Source organism: Halovivax asiaticus JCM 14624 (genome assembly GCF_000337515.1).
Classification (GTDB): Archaea; Halobacteriota; Halobacteria; order Halobacteriales; family Natrialbaceae; genus Halovivax; species Halovivax asiaticus.
Map to the genome: position 1 here is coordinate 154,021 of NZ_AOIQ01000014.1, position 24,814 is coordinate 178,834.

Genomic DNA, 24,814 nt, shown 5'->3' on the forward strand with positions numbered 1-24,814 from the left:
CCTTGCCGGGTCAGATCCGATGCGAGCGAAGAAGCGAGAGTATAGTGAAGCGCCTCGAAAACGCGAACGCCGAAGCGGTGAGCGATAGTATCTCAATCGACCGCCAGAGCGGACGGCACCCGCGGAGGCGGCTTTTTCATCGAAGTTTTTCGTGAACGAGTTGCGGGCTCTTGGCCGCAACTCGTTCACGCAAAAAGTTCGTTAGTCCTCCGGATACATCGATTCGATGCGATCTTCGAAGCGATCCGTGATCGTGCGGCGCTTCTTCTTCATCGTCGGCGTCATGAGGTCGTTTGCTTCGGTGAACTCGGTGCCGACGAGGCGGAACTTCTTGATGGTCTCGTAGTCCTCGAAGTGTTCGTTGACGCGATCGACCTCGTCGCGAACGTACTCGCGGACGCGGTCGTGGGTGCAGGCGGCCTCGGGATCGTCGGGCAGGTCGATTCCCTCCTCGGTGGCCCACTCGCGGACGTGTTCCATGTTGGGGACGACTAGCGCGGAGACGAACTTGCGGCCGTCGCCGACGACCATGCACTGTTCGACGACTGAACTCGCGGCGAAGCGATCCTCGATCGGGCCGGGAGCGACGTTCTTGCCGGTCGAGAGGACGAGGATCTGTTTGGCGCGCTCGCGGAACTCGATGTAGCCGTCGGGGCGTCGGTGGACGATATCGCCGGTTCGGAACCACTGCCGCGCGCGTTCGGGAGTTTCGAGTTCGCCGTGGACCTCGCCCGGTGCCTCGTCGATGTACGATCGCTCGGTGGCGCCCGGCTTGTTCCAGTAGCCCTCGCTTACGTTGGGACCGCGGACGACGAGTTCGCCGACCTCGCCGGGGTCGCTGGCGAACGCATCGTCGTCGACGACGCTCTCGTCGATGGCCGTCTGGATATCGACGACCGGCGGGCCGATCGTTCCGACCTTCGGGAAGCCCGGCGGGTTGACGGAGATGACGGGTGCGGTCTCCGTGAGGCCGTAGCCTTCGTAGATCGGTAGGCCCATCGCGTGGTAGAGCGCACAGAGTTCGGCCGAGAGGCTGCCGCCGCCGCTGATGAGCATCTCGATGTTGCCACCCAGAGCATCACGAACGGTCGAGAAGACGAGTTTGTCCGCGAGTTTGCGTTTGACGTCGAGGATCGGACCGGGGGAGTCGGTCTCCTGATATTCGACGCCGACGTCGACCGCCCACTCGAAGATTTTCTCCTTGATCGCGGACTCGCTGGCCTGTTCGCGGATCGCGTCGTAGATCTTCTCGTAGACGCGGGGGACGCTCGTCGCGCTCGTCGGTTCGACGGCGGCGAAATCGTCCTGGAGGGTGTCCGGACTCTCCGCGTAGGCGACGCTGGCGCCGCTGCCGAACATGAGGAAGTGACCCGAGGTTCGCTCGAAGACGTGTGCGAGCGGGAGGTACGAGACGACGCGCGTGTGTTCGTCGATCGACGGGACGTCGGCTGGCGTCTCCGGCTTTCGGGCGACGCGTTTTCGTATCTGGGTGACGTTCGCCCGGAAGTTTCGATGGGTGAGCTGGACGCCCTTCGGCTTGCCGGTCGTCCCGCTGGTGTAGATCAGACTCGCCAGATCGTCCATGTCGGGTTCGTCGAGCCACTCGCTGTAGGCCTCCGGGTCGAAGGCGTCGCTGCCGATGTCGTAGACATCCGCCAGCGTATAGACGTCGTCACGGGCAGTGGCTTCGTCGACGGTATCCATCGTGACGATGAACGAGAGGTCGAGTTCGTCCTCCACTTCGAGGACGCGATCGAGCATATCACCGTTCTCGACGACGACGGCGTCCGCACCGGCGTCGCCGAGGAGATACGAGACCTTCGAGGACGAGGAGCCGGCGTAGACGGTCGAGACGACCGCACCGATCGAGAGGAGCGAAAAGTCGGTCTGGGCCCACTCCATGCGCGTGTTGGCGAAGATACCGACGCGGTCGCCAACATCGATGCCCAGCTCGCGAAAGCCGGCCGCGAGTTTGCGAACGACGTCGCGCATTTCGCCGTACGTGATCGTCTCCCACTCGCCCGGTGGCGCCTGTGGGAGGATCGATCCAGTAATGGTCCGGTCGTAGATCCCTCCCTTGTAGAGCTGGGCGGGTCGATCCGGGTACCGTTCCGCGGCGTCCTCGAACAGCCGGCCGAGGGTCGTCTCTCGTGTCACCTCGTCCTCGTAGTCGCGTTCCGTCGCCAGCAAGTCCATACTCGCGTGAGAGTCCCTCACGCATGATAAAGCCTGAGGATCCGGTTACCTATTTATCGGCGTTTATTCGCCGCCTGCTGGCGATCGACCCGGTGCAAGATCTGCAGTGATCCGAAGAGATAGTGAGGCGGCGGGCGGACACCCGCTGTCATCGTCGCAAACGCCTTACACAGGCAGTTTACCCGTCAAGAGACGTCAGCACGCCGCGGACGTTCATCGAGACCTCACCACGGGCTTTCGTCTCGCCCCAGACGCTATCGAGGTCGGTCGCGTCTGCGAAGTGTTCGATCACGGCTTCGTCGTCACCAAGTTCTGCTCGCTGCTCCCTGACCGACTCGACCCAGGCGGAGAGCGTCTCCGCGTACGCATCGAGGACGTCACCGGTCTCGCGAGGGCCGAAGTGCGCGAAACAGAGCGTCGAGGGATCGAGGTCACGAATCGTCTCCACGTCGGCCAGACACTGCGCCAGGTCGAACTGCGGCGGCGGCGAGGTGGGCCGGACCTCGTCGATGGCGGGCACCCAGATGCCGGCGCCGTCGGCGGTGAAGACGGCGTCGTTCGCAGGGTCCTCGAAGACGAAGTGGTGCGGGGCGTGGCCAGGTGCGGCGTGGGCGCGCAACTCGTGGGTCCCGAGGCCGATCACGTCGCCGTCCTCGTAGGGCTCCAGCCGATCCTCGGGCACCGGCTTCGGTTCGACGTAGTAGCGCCACTGATCGCCGACCGCGGCCTTCGTCCCCTCGACGAGCCGTGACGGGTCCCGAACGTGGCGCGCGCCGTTGTGCGGGGCGTACACCGTCGCGTTCGGACACGCCTCGGCGAGGAAACCCGCCCCGCCGGCGTGATCGAGGTGGACGTGCGTTAGCACGATCGCCGCGAGGTCGTCGTGGTCGATCCCCACCTCGTCCAGCGCGGCGAGGATGCGCTCGTAGTTCGTCCCGATCCCCGAGTCGACGATCGCCGGCCGCTCGTAGTCCAGAAGGTAGACCGAACCGTACTCGGCCGTGTCGTACATCCCTGTGTCGACGTAGTGGAGGTCCGTGCAGTCGCCGACCGTCACCCGGGTAACGTCGCCGATTCCCATACCACGATAGGGGACGGGCGGGGGCAAAAAGACTGGTTTCTCGGTCGGCCAGCAAGCGATCGGGGTCGTTTCGGGGAAAGACTGATGTGTGGTACCGACAAACACAGTGGTACTCGTGTACACGACCGACATCCGCGAAGACCCCGATCGTGGGCGCGCAGCGACGGGGCCACTCGACGGTTCGGGATGCGACCACGAGCGAACGGTGTACGTCGAAAGCCGCGCTGGCGGGTCGCTCACCTGCCAGGAGTGCGGGACCGTGATCCCAGACGACGACCGGGGCGACAGTGGTCCCGGAATCTCGGCCACCTGTCGCTGGGTGCTCACCCGCGACGGCGGCCGGTACTGACGGGTTCCAGTTCCCTCGACCCACCGACTCGCTCACCCACAGACCGCTCGCATTCTCGGTCGACTACCGCCGGTTTCGTCCCTCCACAGTCTCGGCTACTCGGATGGACGTTACGTGGAATCAGACGTTCACTGGACCAGTAGCCTGATATAGCCCATCTCCGAACGAACAGGCGACCGTGTCGCTATCGATCGTCCTCGCCAGACTTGAGACGGCCGCGATCGTCGCCATCGGCGCGTTCGCGGGGGCGACCCTCCGCTTCGCCGTCGGCGACGTCGCCGGCTCGCTCGGCGGGACGCTCGCAGTGAACGTCCTGGCCAGTTTTCTGCTCGGGTTTCTCGTCTACGAGACGTACTATACGCCGGCGATCAGCCGAAATGCGAAGGTGCTCGTGACGACCGGCTTCCTCTCGTCGCTGTCGACCTACAGCGCGTTCGTCCTAGAGACGGCGACGGTGGGCGGAGCGACAGACAACGGATTGGCGCTCGCGGATACCGCGCCCGCGATCGGCTACGTCGGGGCGACCTACGCGCTCGGTTTTGCGGCGGTGCTCGTCGGTCGATGGCTCGCGGGCACCGTGAGGAACGCCGGTGGCGAAGAGTCGGCGGGAGGTGCGTCGGCGTGATCGAGATCCTCCTCGCGCCCGATCTTTCGCCCGCCCACCTCGTGGGGACCGGTGCGGCAATCGGGGCGATCCTCCGCCACTGGGTGTACGTGTCCCTCCCCGCGGAGGAATTTCCCTGGCCGACGCTGCTCGTCAACGTCCTCGGGAGTTTCGCGCTCGGCCTCCTGGCGTTTGGCGGGGTAGGACCCGCGACGATGCAGCTCCTCGGCGTCGGCTGCTGCGGGGCGTTTACCACCTTCTCGACGTTCTCCGTCGAAACGGTCGGGCTGTGGGAGCGCGGTGAGCGGCGGGTGGCGACGGCGAACGCCGTCGGTACCCTCGGCTGCTCGCTGGCCGGGCTGGGCGTGGCCGGCTGGCTCGTCGGATGAAGGAAACATCGGCGACCACCCGAAGTGCTCCAGAACCGGGTTCGCGAGGGGACTCCCCAGAGAGCGAGGGATATTTGGGCCGTCTGACCCTCGTTTCGGCCATGGAACTCACGCAGCGCCCCCGCCGGCTCCGGAGCGATCCCGTCCGGGATCTCGTCGGCGAGACGACCCTCTCGCCGTCGGACCTGATCGCCCCGATCTTCGTCGACGCGACGACGGACGAGCGCGTCCCCATCGAGTCGATGCCGGGTCACGAACGCGTTCCCGTCGACGAGAGTGTCGCCCGCGTCGAGGAAGTGCTCGCGACCGGCGTCGAAGCCGTCATGGTCTTCGGCATCCCGCGCTCGAAGGACCCAACCGGGACCCGCGCCTGGGCCGAGGACGGTGTGGTTCAGGCGGCGGTCCGTCGCATCACCGCCGAAACCGACGCGACCGTCTTCACCGACGTCTGTCTCTGCGAGTACACCGATCACGGCCACTGTGGCCCGCTGGAGGACGGACTGGAAGCGCCACACGCGACCGACGGGGAGGGAGACAGCGACGGGGAGGCGGACGCCGACGGTACGTCCGGCCCGGGTATCCCACACGGGCATCGCGAACCCACGCTCACCGTCGACAACGACGCCGCGATCGAGAAACTCGCGCAGGTCGCCGTCTCGCACGCCGAGGCGGGCGCCCACGTCGTCGCCCCCAGCGCATCGATGGACGGGATGGTCGGTGCGATTCGCGAGGGGCTCGACAGCGAGGGCTTCGAATCGGTGCCGATCATGTCCTACGCGGCGAAATACCGGAGCGCATTCTACGGCCCGTTCCGCGACGCCGCAGACGGCGCGCCGTCCTTCGGTGATCGGCGTCACTACCAGATGGATCCCGGGAACGCCCGCGAAGCTCGCCGTGAGGTCGCGCTGGACGTCGAAGAGGGTGCGGACGTACTCATGGTCAAGCCCGCGCTCCCGTACCTCGACGTGATCGCCGACGTTCGCCGCGAGTTTGACCACCCCGTCGCGGCGTACAACGTCTCCGGCGAGTACGCCATGCTCCACGCCGCCGCGGAGAACGGCTGGCTCGATCTCGAAGAAACCGCCTTCGAGTCGCTCCTGTCGATCAAACGTGCCGGCGCGGATCTGATTCTGACCTACTTCGCCGAAGACGTCGCAGACGGACCGGCTGGGGACCGTCTCCAGCCCTGAGATACCCGATGTCAGCGAGAGAGAAACGACTTCGGCACGGGACAAGTCAGCACTCGCGGACGGGTTGCAAGTTCGACGAGTACCCGTGCCGTCTGCAGTGTGCAGGGTTCGACACCCGGCGGGTCACTCGTTCGCCCGGAGCGGCCCAGCCCACTCCGGTTCGTCGAGCGTGACGGCGTCGACAGCGAGGTCGTAGTCGAGCGAAAAGGAGACGGACTCGTCGCCACCGGCTAATCGGGCCAGCGCGTACCGGAGGTACGGGTCAGCCGGACGCGTCTCTGTCCAGGAGACGTCCGCCGACGAGACCCGCTCCGTATCCGTATCGACGTGGACCTCGCCCGACGCACCGGTGACGCGATACTCCTGTAGCGCGTCGTACCAGCCGTTCTTAGGCTCGTAAACGGTCTGCGACTCGGACTCTCCGGTCCGGTCGTAGCTCATTCGATCGAGTCCACTCAGGACGATGGTCCCGCCGGGCTCGGTGAGTCGACCGTCGACGATCGAGCCGTTCGCCCGAACGAGCGCCGTCCCGGCGTCACGATCGACGTCGAGCACCGATTGTGCCGCATCCGTCTCGATGTCGTCCAGCGGGAGGACGGCCTCGATGGCGGCACCATCGGCGACCGTATACCTGATCAGGTGGTGAGCGGTGGCGTTGGGTGGCTGGTACCACTCGGTCGTCAACTCGGGAGACGTATGCCGTACCAGCGCCGCACCGTCTTCGGCGACGGTTGCACGTTCTTCACGTTGCAGTTCGCCGTCGCGGGTGTAGCTCGCTTCGTACGCGTACGTGTCGGGGTCACCGGCCGAAAAGAGCGTCTGGGCGCTATCCGGCCCCGACCGATCGTCGAGAGAGAGAACGGATACACCACGGAGAACACGAGCGCGAGACAGACGATAGCCAGCGCAGCGATGACGAGCCACGCCGTGCGCCGTTTCATAGCGCACCTATCGGATCAAATTACAATAGGTGTGTCGTTCTCGATCAGACAACCGTCTAGAGGCGGTCCAGTCGGTGGGACACATGGGTACTGAACGACCGGCGGAACCTCGGTACATCTTTGCCGCCTGGCCGACAACCGGCAAGCATGAAGCACGACCGGTCACGCACGCTGTACGATCGGGCGCTGTCGGTGATGCCGGGCGGTGTCAACTCCGCCGTCCGGGCGGCGATCGAGCCCTACCCGTTCTTCGTCCGCAAGGGCGACGGCGGGCACGTCATCGACGAGGACGACAACCGCTACGTCGACTGGGTGATGGGGCTGGGCCCGTTGCTCCTGGGTCACGACATGCCGGAACAGGTACGCGCGGCGATCCAGCGCAAAGCGAGTGAGGGACCCATGTACGGCGCGCCGACCGAGGTCGAGGTCGACCTCGCCGAATTCGTCACGCGCCACGTCCCGAGCGTCGAGAAGATCCGATTCGTCAACTCCGGCACCGAGGCGACGGTCTCGGCGGTCCGCCTGGCCCGCGGCCACACCGGGCGCAACAAGCTCGTCGTCATGCAGGGCGGCTACCACGGCGCCCAGGAATCGACACTCGTCGAGGGCGACGCCGAGCAGCCGAAGCCCTCCTCGGCCGGCGTTCCGCAGTCGTTCGCGGAACACACCCGGCCGGTCCCGTTCAACGACGAGGAAGCGATGGAGGCGGTCTTCGCCGAACACGGCGACGACATCGCCGCGGTCCTCACCGAGCCCATCCTCGGGAATTACGGTATCGTCCATCCACAGGAGGACTACCACGAGTTCCTTCGCGAGATTACCCGAGAGCACGGGTCGCTCCTGATCTTCGACGAGGTCATCACCGGCTTCCGCGTCGGCGGCCTCGGCTGTGCACAGGGCAAATTCGGAATCACGCCCGACCTCACCACCTTCGGCAAGGTCGTCGGCGGCGGGTTCCCCGTCGGCGCCGTCGGCGGGCGCGCCGAGATCATGGAAGACCTCACGCCCGCGGGTGACGTCTTCCAGGCCGGCACGTTCTCCGGCCACCCCGTCACGATGGCCGCCGGACTGGAGACGCTCAAGTACGCCGCCGAGCACGACGTCTACGACCACGTCGATCGCCTCGGCGAGAAACTGCGCGGCGGGCTCGCCGACGTCGTCGCCGACCAGGCACCAGAGTACACCGTCGCCGGCACCGGAAGCATGTTCAAGGTCATATTCACGCGCGACGGGGCGGAACCCACCTCCGCCGCGGACGTCAAACGCGCCGAGACCGACCGCTGGCGGCGCATCTTCTGGGAGTCCATGCTCGAAGAGAAGGTCTTCCTCTCGCAGAACCAGTTCGAGTGCCAGTTCGTCAGCGCCGCCCACACCGAAGACGACGTCGAGCGAACGCTCGAAGCCTACAAGGAAGCACTCTAAGGAGATCGCGAACTCAGGCGTCGTCTGACGAGTCGCCGACCGAACGACTCTCGGATGCGGACGCGGAGTCGGACGCCGACGTCATCCCGACCGAGCCGCCATCCGCGAGCCTGACCGAGGCCGAAACGGTGTTCGGCGGGTCGTCCACCGTCGTCACACGGACGACGGCGCCGACGGCCTCGATGGCAGTGGTACACATGTCCGGCGTGTCGTCGGGTTTCTCGACGCGCGCGGAGACGGAGAGTTCGTCGTCTTCGAGCGAGACGTCCTCGATCGTGAGGCGGCGGCAGCCGTCCGGGGCCCGGGCTTCGATCGCGATCGCTCGTGCCGACTCGTAGTCGGTCTCGGTCAGTGCCGTCGCCACGTCGCTCTCTGCCTCGATCGGCGCCTCCTCGATCCAGGACTTGGCGTCGTCCACGGAGTCGAGTACGTCGAACGTCGCTTGCTCCGGCGCCTGCGGGTGACTGTATCGGACGAAACCGGCGGACTTGATCTCGTTGGCCGTCTCGATCGACGAGAGGACCGAGCTGTCGTTTGCTTCGTCCGTCGATCCGCCACTAGCGGGATCGTCCGACGAGTCTGTATCGCCGCCGATCACGCCGCCATCGTTCAAACAGCCGGCGCTGAGCGCGACGAACGCCGTCGATGCGCCCAGTACCTCGCGTCGCGAGAGTCGTTCCATACGCCTGCATACGCAACCCCAGACTGAAGAAGTATTCCTAGGTGAAAGAGATGTTTTACCGGCACATGTCAAACGAATCCACCACTGTGTTTTGGTTCCGGATGATGCATAACCGAACACAAGTCAGTTGGGCAACCAACCCGACCGTGGCTGCGAGCAATCACGGACCGAACACGGGTTCGTTGGCGCCCCAACCCACTGGCTCCCGTCTCAGCCCGATATCGAGTCTCGGAAGATTTATCCGCATTCCATCGCAGGTTGAGCGCAGACCTGTACGCACACGGGAGAGATCTTCGGCCACCATCGAGGGCAGGACGGTTCGAGGGCTCGATGGAGGCGTACACGGAGGACACATAAATGACAGAGAACACAGACGAAGTCGCGGAGACGGACGGTGGCGACGTCACACGCGAGGAGGCGTCGTTCGTCGAGTACGGCATCGAGGACAAACCGCCGCTCGGCGAATCGATCTTCCTCGGGTTGCAACACTACCTGACGATGGTCGGCGCGTCGGTCGCGGTGCCGCTCATTTTGGCCGCAGAGATGGGAATGCCAGCCTGGGCGACGGCACAACTCGTTGGTACCTTCTTCGTCGTCTCCGGAATCTCGACGCTCGCTCAGACGACCGTCGGGAACCGATATCCGATCGTCCAGGGCGGGTCGTTCGCGCTGCTGGCGCCCGCGCTCGCGATCATCGCCGCAACGAGCGGTGGCTGGGAGGCGAGTTTGCTAGAGATACAGGGGGCGGTCATCGCGGCCGCACTCGTACAAGTGTTCCTCGGTTACTCGGGCCTGCTCGGACGGGCGACGAAGTACCTCTCGCCGGTCGTCATCGCACCGGTGATCGTCCTGATCGGACTCTCACTCGTCGGCACCGCCGATGTCACCCGGGTCAACCAGAACTGGTGGCTGCTGGGACTCACACTGTTCCTCATCGTCCTCTTCTCGCAGTATCTGGATTCCTACAGCCGGTACGCGAAACTGTTTCCCGTTCTCCTTGGGATCGCAACCGCCTGGATCTTCGCGGGGGCGATGACGGTCCTGGGCGTGTACACCGAGGAGTCGCACATGCTTCCCACTGACAAGAGTCTCGGATACATCGACTTCGGCGAGATCGCAAACGCGACGCTCGTCCAGCCGATCGTCCCGTTCCAGTGGGGGATGCCCGAGTTCACCGCCGCGTTCGCGATTGGGATGCTCGCGGGGATTTTCGCCTCGATCGTCGAAAGTATCGGCGACTACTACGCCGTCGCCAGGATTGCCGGCGTCGGCGCCCCGAGTCAGAAGCGAATTAACCACGGTATCGGACTGGAAGGACTCAGCAACATCTTCGCCGGCATCATGGGCACAGGCAACGGCTCTACTTCCTACGGGGAGAACGTTGGTGCGATCGGGATCACTGGCGTCGCCTCCAGATACGTCGTTCAGATCGGTGCGATCGTCATGTTGATCGTCGGCTTCTTCGGGCCGTTCGGTGCGCTCATCACGACGATTCCGAGCCCCATCGTCGGTGCACTGTACATCGCCATGTTCGGGCAGATCGCCGCAGTCGGGCTCTCGAATCTGAAATTCGTCGATCTCGATGCCTCGCGGAACGTCTTTATTGTCGGTATCGCACTCTTCCTCGGCCTCGCGATTCCGGAGTACATGGCCAACGTCGGAGCAGCAGCCGCCGATATCGAAGGGATGACCACGACTGCGTACTTCCAACAGGAAGTGATGGCCGATACGCCGTTGTTCGGGTCGGTTCTCGGCACGCAAGTCGTCTCCGACACCATCTACGTCATCGGGTCGACGGCGATGGCCGTCGGCGGCCTGATCGCGTTCTTCCTCGACAACACGATCAAAGGCACCCGCGAGGAACGCGGCCTGGCCCAGTGGGACCGGCTCGCCGAGGACGAATCCGAGTTCCAGACAGTGTTCGACCGACTCCGGTCGAGTGACGACTCCACGGTAGCCGAGACCGCTGACTAATCCGTCGCGACGTTCGCACCGCGTTCTGATCCCGGTTCGAAGCGTGCACATTCTTACCCGGCCCGTCCCCAGTGAGTGACGATGCCGAACAGGTCGGGACTCGAGCTCGAGGCGGGCGAGCGGTTGCGCTACCGCGGCGACCTCCGACTCGGCGGAGAGGTAGCGGTCACCGACGATCGGCTGCTCGTCCTTCGCACCGACGAACGGATTAGCGTCGCCTACGAGCGGATCGACGAGGTTGCCCACGAAGGTTTCGACTGGTTCCTCGGGCTCCTGAGCGCGGCGCTGGTCGCCTTCGGCCTGTACGGCCTGACACGAAACCCCGCCCTGGGCGCGTTCTTCGTCCTCGCCGGCCTCTGGAGCGTCCACCGATCGTTCCGACGCCGCGACCTCGTCCGCGTCCACGTGCGGGACGAGGCGAAACCGGTCACCATCCATCCGACGGCAATCGACGACTGTTTTGGGGCGCTCGAGGCCGCGATGGACGCGGCGCGCGACACTGCCGACGCAACGTGACGACCAGTCCCAGACCGTGAGTCGGGCAACTCCATAGCGTGCGGTTTTCGTACCCTCGGCCCGGAGAGGAAGACATGAAATCACGGGGGACACTTCGGCTGGCGACGCGCGGGTCGCTGCTCGCCAGACGACAGGCAGGGATGGTCGGCGAGCGACTCGAGGAACGGCGGTACGATGTCGATCTCGTCACGGTCGAGACGACCGGCGACCAGCTCGCCGACGAGTTGATCCACCGGCTGGGCAAGACCGGCGCGTTCGTCCGCGAACTCGACGAGCGAGTCCTCGACGGCGACTGCGACGCGGCCATCCACTCGCTGAAGGACGTCCCCACGGAGCAGCCCGACGAACTGGTCACCGCGGCGGTCCCCGAACGCGGACCGGCCGAGGACGTCCTCCTCACCCCCGAGGGGACCACGCTCGACGACCTCCCGCGAGGCGCCACCGTCGGCACCTCCAGCCTGCGCCGGCGCGCGCTGCTGCTCGACCAGCGGCCCGACCTCACCGTCGAACCGCTCCGTGGCAACGTCGACACGCGCATCGAGAAACTCCTCGCCCCCACGTTGCAGGCCGAACACGAGGCGCGAACGGAGGCCGACAAGGAGCGCAAGGGCCACGCCGGCGACGAGGACTTCGAACCAGAATACGACCGGACCGTCGAAGAGTGGTTCGACGACTGTACAGAACTCGAGAAGGGCGCGCTCGGCCGCGAGGTCGAGACCGAGTACGACGCGATCGTCCTCGCCCGCGCCGGGCTCGAACGCAGCGGCCTCGCCCACGCGGTCGACTTCGAACCCCTGTCGCTCACGACGTTCGTGCCCTCGCCCGGCCAGGGCGCCCTCTGCGTGACGGCGACCGACGGCGAGACCGCCCGCGAGATTCAGTCGGCGATCGACCATCCCCGAAGTCGGGTTGAAGTGACCGTCGAACGGACGATCCTCGCGACCCTCGGCGGCGGTTGCATCGCCCCGCTTGGCATCCACGCGGTCGTCCAAGGCGAGTACGTCCACACCGCCGTCGCCGTCTACGATCGCGACGGCGAGACGTCCGTGAAAGCGACGCGTGACCTCCCGATCGAGACGCACGCGACCGCCGCCCGCTCGTTCGCCGAGGAACTCGCCGACCGTGGCGCCGCCGAGCTGATCGAGGAGTCCAGGAAGGAACTCGAAGACGACGGCGAACCGGGACCCGAAGACCAGCCGGAGGGCAAGTGATGGCGCCGGACACGGCATCGGCGCAGCGATCGGCGGGCGAGCGCCCACGTGTCGCCACCTTCAGACCGGCCGACGAGCGACTCGACCGCGCAGCCGACACCCTCCGCGAGCTCGGCGCCGAACCCGTCGCCGACCCGATGCTCGCCGTGGAGCCGACCGGTGAAGTACCCGACTCGGGCGCCGATTACGTCGTCCTGACGAGCAAGACCGGTGTCGAACTCGCCGCTGACGCCGGCTGGGAGCCCGGCGCCGCGACCGTCTGTGCCATCGGCCCGGCGACCGCCGACGCACTGGACGAGGCTGGCTATCAGGTCGACGTCGTCCCCGAGGAGTACACCTCGAACGGCCTCGTGCAGACGCTCACCGCCGAACCCGACATCGACGCGGAATCCGTCGAGATCGCCCGGAGCGATCACGGCAGTCAGGTGCTCATAGACGGCCTGGCGGACGCGGGTGCGACAGTCCACGAAACCGTCCTGTATCGACTCGTCCGACCCGCAGCGAGCGGCGACTCCGCCGAGCTGGCCGCAGCCGGCGAGCTCGACGCCGTCTGCTTCACCTCGTCGCTCACCGTCGAACACTTCCTCGCCGCTGCCGACGAACGCGAGGTCGGCGCGGCTGCGCGCGACGCCCTCGGCGGACTCGTCGTCGGGGTCATCGGCGCACCGACGGCCGAGACCGCTCGTGACCGCGGAATCGACGTCGACGTCATGGCGAGCGAGGCCACGTTCGAGACGCTCGCACGCGAGACGGTGACCCGACTCGACGAACGAGCCGCACGATAGCGACGGCCCACGGACGGAGCAGCGACGGCATCACTCGCTTGGTGACCCAAGCAATTCTCGAAAAATCGGCCCGAATCCGCGATTCACCGATCAGACACGGGTCGGCGAGTGACGGCGGATCGCGCTCGCCCGTCCGCACATTATTCGTCGGTGAGTCGACCCGTCAGGTACGACGCGGCGGGGTCGACCATCTCCCACAACGCGCGGGCGATGAACGCGACCGGGACGAGCGCTGCGAGGAGGAAGAGTCCGTCGTAGAGCCACATCGGCCCGTCGACGAGGGTGACCAGCGGGACGAAGCCGCGGTGCAGCGTCAGGACGGCTGCCAGCACGAGTGCCCAGACGGTTGCGGTCACGCCGGGTTCGCGCACCTCTCGCGGGCCGTCGAACGCGCTGCGGACGTACCACGGGATAACCATGGCGACGTACCCCAGCACGGCCGCGAGCGAGGCGGCAAGAATGCCGTTCGCCAGCGCCGCGAACGCGTCACCGGTCGCGTTCAGCCCGGGGAGCAAGCTCAGCAGGAACAACACGACGATGATCGCCAAGCCACCCAGGACGGCGCTGGTGGCCTTGCGAAGCGCGCGCTCGTCGTGCAGCGGTTTTCGCCACGATTCGGGCGTGAGCGGCCCGTGGCCGATCGGATCGTCGGGTCCGGTCGGTGGATCGGCGCTCCCGCTCTCGGTCGGAGGACTGTCGGCTGTCTCGCTCGCGTCGTCCGCGTCGGTCGACGCGTCGGCAGTCGATTCTGTACGGGGCATTGCACTCGGGCGGTTCGGCGGAGTCGGTGAAAAGGCCCCGATGGTTCACCACCGTTTTCCCTGCTGAACGGTCCTAAACGGAGGACAGTCACACGTTCAACCCGAGCATGAACTGGCGACTCGAACGGATCGCTGTCACACAGAACGGCCGCCCGCAGCGCCCGACAGAGCCGGCACCGGGAAACGCGAACGCTGGCCACCGGGCAACTCGTACGCAGGTTGGCGACACGTCTCCAGCGGTCCGCGGGTTTATGACCGAAGCCGCCCGACTCTCACCCGATGGCAGGACCGGTGCCTGAACTCGAAGATCGAGCGGCCGCGTGCGCTGAGCGACTCCACGAGGCTGACCGTGTCCTGCTCGCCTCGCACATCGACGCCGACGGGCTCACCAGCGCCGCGGTCGCTTCGAGTGCGCTCGAACGTGCGAGCGTGCCGTTCGAAGTCGTCTTCGAGAAGCAACTCGACGAGGACGCGATCGCACGCATCGCCCGGACCGACTACGAGACGGTCTGGTTCACCGACTTCGGCAGCGGGCAGTTAGACGTCATCACCGACTACGCCGCCGACGGCGGATTCACGCCCGTGATCGCGGACCACCACCAGCCCGCCGACGCCGACACCGAGTTCCACTGCAACCCGTTGCTCGAAGGACTCGACGGCGCGAGCGAGTTGTCGGGAGCCGGCACGACGTACCTCCTCGCCCGCGAACTGGCCGGGGACTGCGTGGTTCGGAGCCCGAAGGGCGAGAACCACGACGAAGCGAGCGGCGAACGCCGCGAGCGCGAATCGGGGCCGAACCCGCCCACAGACCCCACGATGACGGACGGCGGCACCGTCGCGACCACGGCGCGGGCGGACAACCGCGACCTGGCCGCCCTCGCCGTCGTGGGTGCCGTCGGCGACATGCAGGCCTCCAGCGGCGAACTCCACGGCGCGAACGCCGAGATCGTGGCCGACGGCGTCGAAGCCGGGGTCCTGGAACCGACGACGGACCTCGCCCTCTACGGCACGCAGACGCGGCCGCTCCCGAAACTACTCGAGTACGCGACCGACGTGCGCATTCCCGGCATCTCGAACGATCAGCGCGGAGCCATGCGCTTTCTCGACGGACTCGACCTCGAACTGCGAGACGACGCGGGTGAGTGGCGCCGATGGGGCGATCTTACCACGGCCGAACAGCAGACTGTCGCCAGCGCACTCGTCAAACACGCTATCTCCCGTGGCGTCCCCGCCAGCAAGATCGACGGCCTCGTCGGGACGAGTTACCAGCTCACGGCCGAACCGGCGGGAACGGAGCTTCGCGACGCCAGCGAGTTCTCGACGCTGCTCAACGCGACCGCGCGGTACGACCGCGCCGACGTCGGGCTCGCCGTCTGTCTCGGCGACCGCGGCGGTGCGCTCGAACGCGCCCGCGAACTACTCCGGTCGCACCGCCGAAACCTCTCGGAGGGAATCGACCTCGTGACCACGGAGGGCGTCACCAACGAAGGGCACGTCCAGTGGTTCCACGCCGGTGACCGCATCCGGGAGACGATCGTCGGCATCGTCGCCGGCATGGCGCTCGGGAACGAGGGCATCGATCGCGATCGACCGATCCTCGCGTTCGCCGCAAAGAGCGACGAACCCGACGCCGTCAAGGTCTCCGGTCGCGGCACCCACGCACTCGTCCGCCAGGGGCTGGATCTCTCCGTCGTCCTCGGCGAGGCCGCCCGCCACGTGGGTGGCGACGGCGGCGGACACGACGTCGCGGCCGGCGCAACCGTCCCGGCGGGACGCGAACCCGACTTTTTGAAGCGGGCCGACGACCTCGTCGGCGAACAACTCGGCCAGTAACGGCGGCCGATTCGACCGCTGCGAACACGTAGCCACTCGCTAGTACGAGCAAATCACTGCCCGAGGGGCGTCGATACGTACAGAGAACGAATAGATGCTGATCGCTGGCGTATTCGTCCTCAGCACCCACTAGTACCATCTCAGTGAGCCGTGGTATCCGAATTCGATATCGCACTATACGATATACTATATAATCAGGTGCGCTCAGGCAGGGCCAGCACCACCACCACCCAAGAGGAAAAGTAGCACTAGCGCACTGGACCCGACCACTGCCATCCCAGCGCAACCCATCAGACGAACCGTTCGATGCGCCAGCCAGTGCAGTGAGACATCGAACGAGCGGGCGATGACAGGAGGCCGAATAGCTCAATCGCACGCAGCGAACCGGCCGACCGCAACCGCCAGACCGAGAACAGACCGGCCGTGTATCGGACAGCTCCGAAGCACCCCTCCAGGGACCAGTGGCTCGATCGCCGATGGCTGCGAACGCCCCACCGATAGCACACCGCCAATTCGAAGCTGCCGTCAACCGAGACGTAGCCGAGACCCCATCGATCACCAAAACAGAAAGGGCGCATCGTACGTAGTGCCCCACGCACGGCAGGACAGAGGCCCGAAGCGAGAAGTTCTGAAGAGGGGGAGACGGGTTGAGTCCGACCGAGCGCAGACTCGATCGGCTCCACACGGGAAGAAGCCAGGTTCTTCGGAGTCCAGCTCGCCCCCTCGCTTCCGGTACGAAGCGACGCCACCGACAGCCAGCCGGATCCGCCGCCGATAGTGTTGGTTGCTACGCGCGTGCATGCGGGAAGTGCTGTCCTGCCCGTAGCCAGCCCACCCCAGAATTAGCAGACATCGTCGTCAACGAGGTTGCCCCTTCCCAACTGCGCGAAGCCGGCCAAGTAGCGACCGTTGAAAACTAGTGCTCCGCGGTATCGGAGCGAGCCACACCAAAATCGAACCAACCCCAGACGGTACCAGCCCCATTTTATATATTGAACCCCATAATGCGATACCGAATTAGACACCCGGGGGCGAGCACCGTGACGGGGACCCACCACATCGAAGCCCGGGGTCGATCAGAAGGTAGCACCGATTCGGGACTGGATCGTCTCGTAACACGTTCGAGAGGGCCGGAGAACAGCGAGAAGTAGGAACGAGACGACAGTGTAGCGCACGTCTGGCTGGCACCTACGGCACCGAGTTATCATCCGATCGGAGCAATCGACAGGCGTCGATCGGATCCGAGATATCGGGAAGTCGGCGCTGAAACGCGTCCAGAATCGACCCAAGTTCCGCTTGCAGGTCAGCTCTCGTCGAGGCGCGGGCGAGAACGTCGGTGGCCGTACACTCACCGATCGCGTATCGGAGACGCAATTCCCAGCATCGGTCGATTCCCAACTTCGCATCCGGTGGTTCGGGATCGACGCAAACGCCTTCCACTGAGAAACCCAGGTCAGTGTGCCGGAAAACGACCTCATCCGGCGTCATCGAGACGACCGCCCAGCCTGGGGGGAGCAAATCGTCTCGCAGGGAATCCCATTCGACCGACATCTATGCCGACGGATGCCTGCAGGGAGAAAGTGGGTTCGGCTTGCGCACGCAACACAACTGGGCCGAACTGGCCTCGAACGGACGCCTCGTTCGGAGGAGATAGCTGTCACCGTCCGATCGTCCGACTTTTAGCCGCCTGGCACGTCGAAACCGGTATGGCCGACTTCGATCCGGAGTTGTTCGAAGACAAGTACGCGAACTACTTCCCGGAACTCCAGCAGGCGTACAAGAACGCGTTCACCCGAATGAACGACCGTTACGACTCGCAGCTGGTCCACGGGATCGACCAGCAGGTGCTGAACGAGAGCGAACCGTTCTACGAGGGCGACGGCGAATTCCGTATCGAATTACCGGACGATCCGTACGATCGACTCCAGGGTGTCGTCGTTCCCAAAGACAAGTTCGAGGACGTACTCGCGGTTCACGTCGAGGAGATCGAAACGGAGCTCCAGCGAGTGTTCGGGTTCGCCTGAGAAATCGCCGCGTTCGAGAATCGCCAGCCCGCATCGAGCCGGCTGTCGGTGCCCGAACACGGGCGACGGAAGGCCTAAGGAGGTTCGCACCTAATCGAGTGCTATGAGCACGGAAACTCAGGATGGAGACGACCTGGAAGAGCGCGTCGCCAACTTCCTGCGGCGTAACTTCCCGCAGATCCAGATGCACGGGGGAAGTGCGGCAGTGCAGAACATCGACCGCGAGTCCGGAGAAGTCTCGATCGCTCTCGGCGGTGCCTGCAGCGGCTGTGGGATCTCGCCGATGACGATCCAGGCGATCAAGAGTCGGATGGTCAAGGAGATCCCCGAGATCACGCAGGTCAACGCCAGTACCGGCATGGACGACGGTGACGGGATGGGTGGCGGCGGAATGAGTCCATCGTTCCCCGGCGAAACCGTCGACGAGGGAGAAGAGGACGACGAAGGGCCGCAGGCGCCGTTCTAACGCGTTCGACTCGTTTCGCAGGTCGTTCTCGTATTCACGGAATCCACCGAAAACCGTGTATATATAGACGTGAAAATCCGATTTTCCGCCCAATAGCGTTTCGATTGTCGCCACTCACTCGCCGCCGAGTGACGAGTGCTACCGGACCAGAGCTATCGGCCGAATAGCGTGCACGCCCAGATTCGATATCGCGATATAGAGTGTATTCATGGCAGAGAGTTTCGAAACGTCCCGGACGAGCCACACTGACCAGGGTTATCGACCCTACTCGTAGAGCAGATCAACAGGCCAAAAACGCCCCTCGATGATCGGCTTCCCGACCCGTTTGCGACAACTGTTGGCGATCGCCCGATTGTCCGATAACTGAGAACGAACCGATCCGATCGACACCGACCGGACAAAGACCAGAGCAAAAACGAAACGTGAAAGCCACCACCCGGGCCGGAAGGGACGACTTCTCTCTGCAGGCCGCTATCAACGTTACTCAGTGTGTGAGTTACACACACACACACACACAAAATCCCGCGGCACGTTGCCTGCACCGCACGAACCACAGCGTGCACCACACCCTCGATCCTATCTGCCACCATCAGCTGGGCCGAGAGTGGCCCACGAATAGCCAGGCAACCCAAACAGTGTCACTGGAACGCCTCAACCCGACCAAGTAGTGTGATCGAACGGGATCGACACTCACAGAAAACGATTCGTCCGATAACTAGATTCAGTGCAACCCCCCAACCGTGCCAGTCGGCCAGGGGAGTAGACGAGACTCGCGTGCGCGAGGAAATCGAGCGGTTCACTGTCCCCTTGCCGGTTCGCTTCTCACGAGATCACTAGAGCGACCAGCCAGTAACAACCCCACAGAACCCCAGAACAGGCCACAAACATCGGGCAAGACCCCAACCGCGGCACCCATTTATATATTGAATCCTATTACGCTATACCAAAATTCTCGACGAAGCCCGATACCGACCGACCGGAATGATGGCAATCCCCAACCAAAACGGGCCGATACCCTCCAAAACCAGCCAATAACGCCCCAGACCACCCGATACCAGAAAATATTGAACGGGAAATTCCAAAAAAATAAGAATTTGGTTGTTCGGTCCGAGGGAAGTACGTTGCGACGTGAATCCGCTGCCGCAGGTTACCGAAGACCCAGACCGCGCTCCCAGGTTCGAACCGTAGTGGCGAGTGTCCGATTCGTCGGGGTGTCGACTCCCAATTCCTCGCCTCGATCGACCACGTAGCCGGAGATCGCGTCAATCTCGGTCCGGGCACCGGACTCGACGTCTTGCAGCATCGACGAGCGATTGGCCGCGGTGGCGGTCGCGACCGATTTGACGGCGTCAGTCGCCTCGGTGTCGGTCAGATCGACGCTATCCGCGCGGGCTACCTGCGCGGTTTCGCGGGCAGCGGCCGCGGCGAGGTCGGCAGTTGGTGGGTCGAGAATCGCGCCGTTCTCGACGCGGGCGAGTGCCGTGATGGGGTTGATCGCGGCATTGACGGCGAGTTTCCGCCACAGCCGCCGCGGCATGTCCATCGCGACGGTCGTCTCGATGTCGGCTGCACCGAACGCCGTCCCGATTCGATCGGCGAGCGGACTGGACCCACCGTCGCGCGGCCCCAGTGCGAGTTCGCCGATACCCGTGCACTCGACGTGGCCAGGCTCGACGAACATGGCCCCGTACGTGATCGTGCCGGCGAGGACGGGACAATCGAGGTGAGCTGCGAGCGTCGCCTCGTTTCCCATCCCGTTCTGCAGAGAGAGAGCGGCGTCGAGCGAGCCGGTTGCGAGTGTCCGGGCCGCTGCGTCCGTGTCGAACGCTTTGACCGTTACGACGGCGAGATCTGCATCGAGGCCAGTCCCATCGGTCGTCGCCGACGGGAAGACGTGAGTGTCGAGTCGCCCATCGATTCTGAGGCCATTTCGCTCGATTTGGTCGACGTGTGCATTGCGGCCGACGAGCGTGACGTCGTGCTCGCGTGCGAGCAGTCCCCCGACGAGACTGCCGAGACTGCCCGCGCCGAACACGACGATGTCCATACCGGAGCCTACCGCCCCCGATCAATAGAAGATTCGGTCGCGTCTGCCCCGATCCGCGACGGGCGGATCGGTTCAGTTCTCGAACCGACTCAGTCCTCGGTCCAGTACATCAGGTCTTCCTTCTCGGTACCACAGTTGGGACAGGTTCCCGGAAGGCCGTCGCTCAACACGCCCATCTCGCCGCAGACGGTACAGCGCCACATGAGTTCGGCCTCGCCGAACGCTTGCCCAGAACGAACGTGTTCGACCGACAGCGAGTCGATCCCCTCCCGCGTCGTCACGTAGAACCCGTCGTCGTCGACGCCGCGGACGGTCCCGAGGACGGTCCCCCGTTCGTCACAGATCGTCTGCCCGAGCGCGATCTCGGAGGCGTCCTGGACCGCATCGTTCCCCGCCGTCGTGACGTCGCCTGTATCCTCCATAGATGAAGAGACATCGAACCATCGGGTAAACTTCCACCCGGAGTTGGCAAGGGTAGCGTCGACGGCCAGAAACACACGGTCCGAGAAACGCATCCAACGGAGCGGTATGATCGCTACGTGGATCCACCGCGAACGAAGCGAGCGGGCCGACAAGCGACCAGCGGGAGCGAGGAGTGCTTTTCATCAAAGCTAAGCGGAAGCTTCGCTTCCGCGAGGTCCAAAAGAGCCGTACGGCTCTTTTGAAGATTTTGCCGAGGGTGCGCCGTTGGCGCACCCGCAGCGCAAAAGTTTGGTCTACATGAAATCCGCAATCCCGCTCTGTTTGTTCTTGTCGTTCTCGAAGATGCTCTCGAGGGACGTTTCGAGCACTTCGAGGCGCTGTTTGGTGTAGTCGCGACAGCCGAATTCCTCGGCGACCTGGATGGCGGTGTCCATGTACTTGTTCACCGACCCCTCGTGGACGGTGAGGTTGACGTTGCCGCCGCACTCGCGACAGACCTCGGTCAACGGCATGCGGCGGAACTTCTCGCCGCAGTCGAGACAGCGGGTTTCCTGGCGTGAGAAGGCGCGCAAGTTGCCGATCAGGTCGGGCAGGAAGTGGTACTCGATGACGCGCTCGGCGACGTCGGTCTCGTCGACGGCCCGGAGTTTGCGCGAGATCTCGAGCTGGGCGTCCATCTTGTCCATCATGGAGCCGAGCGTCTTGTACGCCGAGAGGTCGGGCCCCATCGCGATATCGGTGGTGTCGTGCGTGTGCTGGAAGCCGGTGTACTCGCCGTCGGTCCCGAGGGTGTCCTCGCCGATCTGGATGTCGACCTCGCCCGGATCGGCCATCTCCAGGCTCGCCTCGTAGAATTCGCGGGGATACCGCGAGACGATGTCCATGTTGTGGGCCTCGTCGTCGATCTCGGAGGGGTCGATTCGCGAGGACATGACCAGTGGGGCGTCCATCCGCCCGCCGCGTTTGTCCGGAAGGAATGATTTGCTGAAATTCAACAGTCCGTCCAGAAGGAGCATCACACAGTCTTCGTCGCCGTCACAATTGCGTCTTTTTGCCGCGTGGAAGTACGGATGCGCGTACCCGACGGCCGCGCTCGTAAAGCCGATGACGCGGCCGACAGTCGCGGCGCTTGTGTGGGGCGCCATCCCGAAGACGAGTTCGCCGACCAGTTCGTCGCGACCCTCGAGTTCGTAGTAGGGCTCGAGCCCGTAGTACTGTTCGAGGAGATCGTCGATGAAGTCGGCGGTCTGGAGCATGTGCTCGGCCGCGCCGTCGGAGAGGACGATGTCCTGGACCTTGAGTTCCACCAGCTGGTCCTCGTGGGCGAGCGGTTCGCCGTGGATGTCCTCCTTGTAGCCGAGTGCCTCGAGTTGGCCGACGGTGACGTCGAGTTCGCTCGCGCGCACGGACGTGACCGGGAGATCGGTCATGTCGTAGCGGACGGTGCCGTCTTTGAACGAGGAGACGTCGTGTTTCGCCCGGAGGATGCCCTTCTCGATGGGTTCGGGGAGTTTATCCGTCGAGGTGAGCCCCTTGACGCCTTTCAGGATGTCGTAGGCGTTCTCGCGCTCGCCGACGGACTCGAGGGCGTCGCGATATGCCGCGTTGAGGTCGATCGGCCTGGGTTCGACGCAGGTTGCAGTCTTCTCACAGCGGTCGCACTCGACGCGACCTGCCTCGTCCGGCCGGATGCGTTCGTCGCACGACGGGCAGCGGTAGTCGGGTTCGGTGCGGGCATCACACTCCGGGCACCGATGGTCGTACGATTCGGTGTCGCACTCGGGACAGCGAGTGCGCCCGACCTGGATCTCGACGACGCCGGGCGTGTCTGCCATGGTGTCGGCGTGCGAGCCAGCTTTCGCCACGTCTCGCTGGGCGCCGCCGGCCTCGCCGATGGGAAAGAGCGTGTGGACGGCGGGGCTCATGTCACGACTCTCCGACTTCTCCGGGCGGCCCATCCGGTTGCCGACGCGCGTCGGTGCCCGCTCACGGATCTCGAACGGCGCGACCTCGGTGACCGCTTCGACGGCGTTGTCACCGGGTTCGGCCGTCCCCCACGTTCGAGCGTGTTCCGAGAGGTCGTCGTCGGCCCAGTCACGTTCGATGCGACCGGTCTTCGTGATCCGGCAGCCGAGCGAGCGGACGAACGGACGTGGGTCGTCGATCTCGATGTGGTCCTCGCGCTGGCGGTGTTCGATCACGATCGTCTCGAGTGCGTCGCGCGTCGCATCCGTGTGGTCGAGTTCGAGGACGGGACCCGCGTCCGTGTCCTCGATCCGGCCCGCGGCGACGGCGGCCGCCAGGTCGCAGAAGGCCGCGACCGAGAGGTCGTGCCAGAGAAAAGTGTAGGCGGGGTGCAGCGGCGCATCGTACGTCTCGGCCCACTCCAGTGCGCGCTCGATCGTCGGGTGGTCGAGGTCGATCGACGGGTCGTCCTGCAGGGCCTGGACGTCGACACCGGCGGCCGCCAGATCCTGAACCCACCACTCGGGGACGTAGGAGGCAGGGGCGAGCGGATGGTTGTTCTCGACGAACTCGCCGTAGTTGACGAGGTACTCCCCCAGGTCGAGGATCTTCTCGACGCCGTTTCGCAGTTCGAGGGCGACCTCGGGGTCGTCGATCTGCCTGACGTCGCCGTTGGCCAGCCGGACCGTCGGCCCCTCGATCGAATCGACGGGAACGACACCCGCCGCCTTCCCTGGACGCTCGGTCTTGATCTGGGTCCCCGTCGCGAGGAAGTCGTCGAGCAGGTGCATCGCCGCCGGGTGGACGCCCGCGGTCGCGAACCCGTGATTACGAGCACGACCGTATCGCAAGCGGAACCCGCCTTCCGCACAGGGGTGCGAGAAGACCGGCCGGCCGGCGATCAGGTCCCGCAAGAACTTCGTCGACTCCTCGACGCGTTCGGGCCCGTCGAAGTCGACGGCTTCGACCGGAGCGTCGTCCTTGGATTCCGTCGCCACCTCGTCGGCACTCGAATCGTCCTCGTCGCCGTCGCCTCTCTCACCGCCGTCCCCGCCGTCACCGTTGCTCGCGCCATCCTCACCGTCAGCCTCGTCCGCCTCACCGTCCGCGTCGTCGTAGTAGGTGCCGTCGATCAGGTCCTGCAGCCAGGGCCAGTCGACCTCGTCGAGCTGGGACGTGTATCGCTGAATTTTCGGGGCCTTGAGCGCGATCCCCTCTGCGAGGACGAGACACATCCCGCCCCGGGCGGAGTTGGTGTCGACCCGTTCTAAGTCCCGAAAGCCCGAGACCTCCTCGTCGCCGGTGGCCTCGCCGTCCAGCATGATCGGGAGGTGCTTGGCGATGAACTTCGTCTCCTTGTCCTTCGGGGTGTACTGGAGGCCAGTCTCGGAGTCGTACAGCGAGATCTCCTCGGCGTAGCGCTCGATCTCTTCGTCCCTGGCCTGATAGGTTTCGAGCCCGACGAGCGCGCGCGTGTAGTCGGCGACGAGCACCGAGAGTGCCTGAGCGGTCCCGCCGGCAGAGCGGATCGGCCCGGCGTAGTAGACGTTGACGAACTCGGTGCCGTCGCCGTTCTCGAGGAATTCGACGCGATCGATACCCTCGATCGGTGCGGCGACGACGCCTTCGGTCAACAGCGCGACCGCGGTGCGGACGGCGCCTTCGACCTTGCCCGCTTTGGTCTCGTAGTCGCCGACGCGACCCTCCGCAAAGTCGACCGCAAGTTCGAGCGCGGCTTCTTCCCGACTCATCTCGCCTTCGAGTTCGCGGACGCGTTCGGCGACGCCCTCGATGCCGAGGATATTCTCGACGCGGTCGGCCATGTCTCTGGCGACGGGGATCTCGACCTCGGGTTCCGGATCGCCGCCGCGCGAGCGAGCGCGCTCGGCGACGTCGAACGCGTCGTCGAGTTCGGCCTCGAGCGTCTCGAAGTAGCGTTCGTCTACCTCGCGCAT

At 65.0% G+C, this 24,814-nt stretch carries 21 protein-coding genes; 12 read left to right on the top strand and 9 right to left on the bottom strand.

What is annotated here, in order from left to right:
• Positions 1-201 precede the first annotated feature (201 nt).
• Entirely contained in the window at positions 202-2,196 is a 1,995-nt protein-coding gene (locus C479_RS08360; RefSeq protein ID WP_007700874.1) for an AMP-dependent synthetase/ligase, read from the bottom strand.
• Positions 2,197-2,374: 178 nt separating this feature from the next.
• The gene (locus tag C479_RS08365; RefSeq protein WP_007700876.1) at positions 2,375-3,277 is read right to left on the bottom strand and encodes an MBL fold metallo-hydrolase; all 903 of its coding nucleotides are present in this window, start codon (positions 3,275-3,277) and stop codon (positions 2,375-2,377) included.
• A 106-nt stretch (positions 3,278-3,383) separates the two neighbouring features.
• On the opposite strand from C479_RS08365, the gene C479_RS08370 reads away from it, so the two are divergent.
• From C479_RS08370 to hemB, 4 genes are all read left to right on the top strand, one after another.
• On the top strand, positions 3,384-3,626 hold the full coding sequence (locus C479_RS08370) for a hypothetical protein (RefSeq protein WP_007700878.1): 243 nt from the start codon (positions 3,384-3,386) through the stop codon (positions 3,624-3,626).
• 178 nt (positions 3,627-3,804) lie between these two features.
• The gene (locus C479_RS08375; protein ID WP_007700880.1) at positions 3,805-4,251 is read left to right on the top strand and encodes a fluoride efflux transporter FluC; all 447 of its coding nucleotides are present in this window, start codon (positions 3,805-3,807) and stop codon (positions 4,249-4,251) included.
• A complete protein-coding gene (locus tag C479_RS08380; protein WP_007700883.1) occupies positions 4,248-4,619 on the top strand; it encodes a fluoride efflux transporter FluC in 372 nt (123 codons plus the stop codon). Before C479_RS08375 ends, C479_RS08380 begins: the two co-directional genes overlap by 4 nt.
• A gap of 101 nt (positions 4,620-4,720) precedes the next feature.
• Positions 4,721-5,809 carry a porphobilinogen synthase gene (hemB, locus tag C479_RS08385; RefSeq protein WP_007700885.1) on the top strand — a complete coding sequence of 363 codons (1,089 nt, stop codon included), beginning with the start codon at positions 4,721-4,723 and terminating at the stop codon, positions 5,807-5,809.
• Positions 5,810-5,932: 123 nt separating this feature from the next.
• Here hemB and C479_RS08390 read toward each other — a convergent pair whose 3' ends face one another.
• A complete protein-coding gene (locus C479_RS08390) occupies positions 5,933-6,733 on the bottom strand; it encodes a hypothetical protein (RefSeq protein WP_152415843.1) in 801 nt (266 codons plus the stop codon).
• Positions 6,734-6,897: 164 nt separating this feature from the next.
• Between C479_RS08390 and hemL the strand changes: the two genes are divergently transcribed.
• Complete coding sequence (gene hemL / locus C479_RS08395) at positions 6,898-8,172, top strand: glutamate-1-semialdehyde 2,1-aminomutase (protein ID WP_007700890.1); 1,275 nt, start codon at positions 6,898-6,900, stop codon at positions 8,170-8,172.
• 13 nt (positions 8,173-8,185) lie between these two features.
• On the opposite strand, the gene C479_RS08400 is transcribed toward hemL, so the two are convergent.
• On the bottom strand, positions 8,186-8,854 hold the full coding sequence (locus C479_RS08400; RefSeq protein ID WP_007700892.1) for a hypothetical protein: 669 nt from the start codon (positions 8,852-8,854) through the stop codon (positions 8,186-8,188).
• Positions 8,855-9,211: 357 nt separating this feature from the next.
• Here C479_RS08400 and C479_RS08405 point away from each other — a divergent pair, with 357 nt between their 5' ends.
• From C479_RS08405 to C479_RS08420, 4 genes are all read left to right on the top strand, one after another.
• Positions 9,212-10,828 carry a uracil-xanthine permease family protein gene (locus C479_RS08405; protein WP_007700894.1) on the top strand — a complete coding sequence of 539 codons (1,617 nt, stop codon included), beginning with the start codon at positions 9,212-9,214 and terminating at the stop codon, positions 10,826-10,828.
• A gap of 81 nt (positions 10,829-10,909) precedes the next feature.
• Positions 10,910-11,344 (top strand): hypothetical protein, encoded by a 435-nt coding sequence (locus C479_RS08410; protein ID WP_007700897.1) that lies wholly within the window; start codon positions 10,910-10,912, stop codon positions 11,342-11,344.
• A 74-nt stretch (positions 11,345-11,418) separates the two neighbouring features.
• Entirely contained in the window at positions 11,419-12,555 is a 1,137-nt protein-coding gene (gene hemC, locus C479_RS08415) for a hydroxymethylbilane synthase (protein ID WP_049907171.1), read from the top strand.
• Complete coding sequence (locus C479_RS08420; RefSeq protein ID WP_007700903.1) at positions 12,555-13,340, top strand: uroporphyrinogen-III synthase; 786 nt, start codon at positions 12,555-12,557, stop codon at positions 13,338-13,340. The genes hemC and C479_RS08420 overlap by 1 nt, the downstream gene beginning before the upstream one ends.
• 140 nt (positions 13,341-13,480) lie before the next feature.
• Here C479_RS08420 and C479_RS08425 read toward each other — a convergent pair whose 3' ends face one another.
• Positions 13,481-14,101, bottom strand: coding sequence for a hypothetical protein (locus C479_RS08425; protein ID WP_007700906.1), 621 nt, complete (start codon positions 14,099-14,101; stop codon positions 13,481-13,483).
• Positions 14,102-14,380: 279 nt separating this feature from the next.
• Between C479_RS08425 and C479_RS08430 the strand changes: the two genes are divergently transcribed.
• Positions 14,381-15,934 (top strand): DHHA1 domain-containing protein, encoded by a 1,554-nt coding sequence (locus C479_RS08430; protein ID WP_007700908.1) that lies wholly within the window; start codon positions 14,381-14,383, stop codon positions 15,932-15,934.
• Between the two features lie 1,188 nt (positions 15,935-17,122).
• On the opposite strand, the gene C479_RS08435 is transcribed toward C479_RS08430, so the two are convergent.
• A complete protein-coding gene (locus C479_RS08435) occupies positions 17,123-17,374 on the bottom strand; it encodes a hypothetical protein (protein WP_241430176.1) in 252 nt (83 codons plus the stop codon).
• 266 nt (positions 17,375-17,640) lie between these two features.
• Between C479_RS08435 and C479_RS08440 the strand changes: the two genes are divergently transcribed.
• A complete protein-coding gene (locus C479_RS08440; protein ID WP_007700912.1) occupies positions 17,641-17,958 on the top strand; it encodes a DUF5783 family protein in 318 nt (105 codons plus the stop codon).
• Positions 17,959-18,061: 103 nt separating this feature from the next.
• Complete coding sequence (locus C479_RS08445) at positions 18,062-18,424, top strand: NifU family protein (protein WP_007700915.1); 363 nt, start codon at positions 18,062-18,064, stop codon at positions 18,422-18,424.
• 1,147 nt (positions 18,425-19,571) lie between these two features.
• On the opposite strand, the gene C479_RS08450 is transcribed toward C479_RS08445, so the two are convergent.
• The 3 genes from C479_RS08450 to C479_RS08460 all read right to left on the bottom strand — a co-directional run bounded on the left by C479_RS08450 (position 19,572) and on the right by C479_RS08460 (position 24,814).
• Complete coding sequence (locus tag C479_RS08450) at positions 19,572-20,471, bottom strand: ketopantoate reductase family protein (protein WP_007700918.1); 900 nt, start codon at positions 20,469-20,471, stop codon at positions 19,572-19,574.
• A gap of 89 nt (positions 20,472-20,560) precedes the next feature.
• Positions 20,561-20,893: a DUF7130 family rubredoxin-like protein gene (locus C479_RS08455; RefSeq protein ID WP_007700921.1), complete on the bottom strand. Its 333-nt coding sequence runs from the start codon at positions 20,891-20,893 to the stop codon at positions 20,561-20,563.
• Positions 20,894-21,187: 294 nt separating this feature from the next.
• A complete protein-coding gene (locus C479_RS08460) occupies positions 21,188-24,814 on the bottom strand; it encodes a DNA polymerase II large subunit (protein WP_007700924.1) in 3,627 nt (1,208 codons plus the stop codon).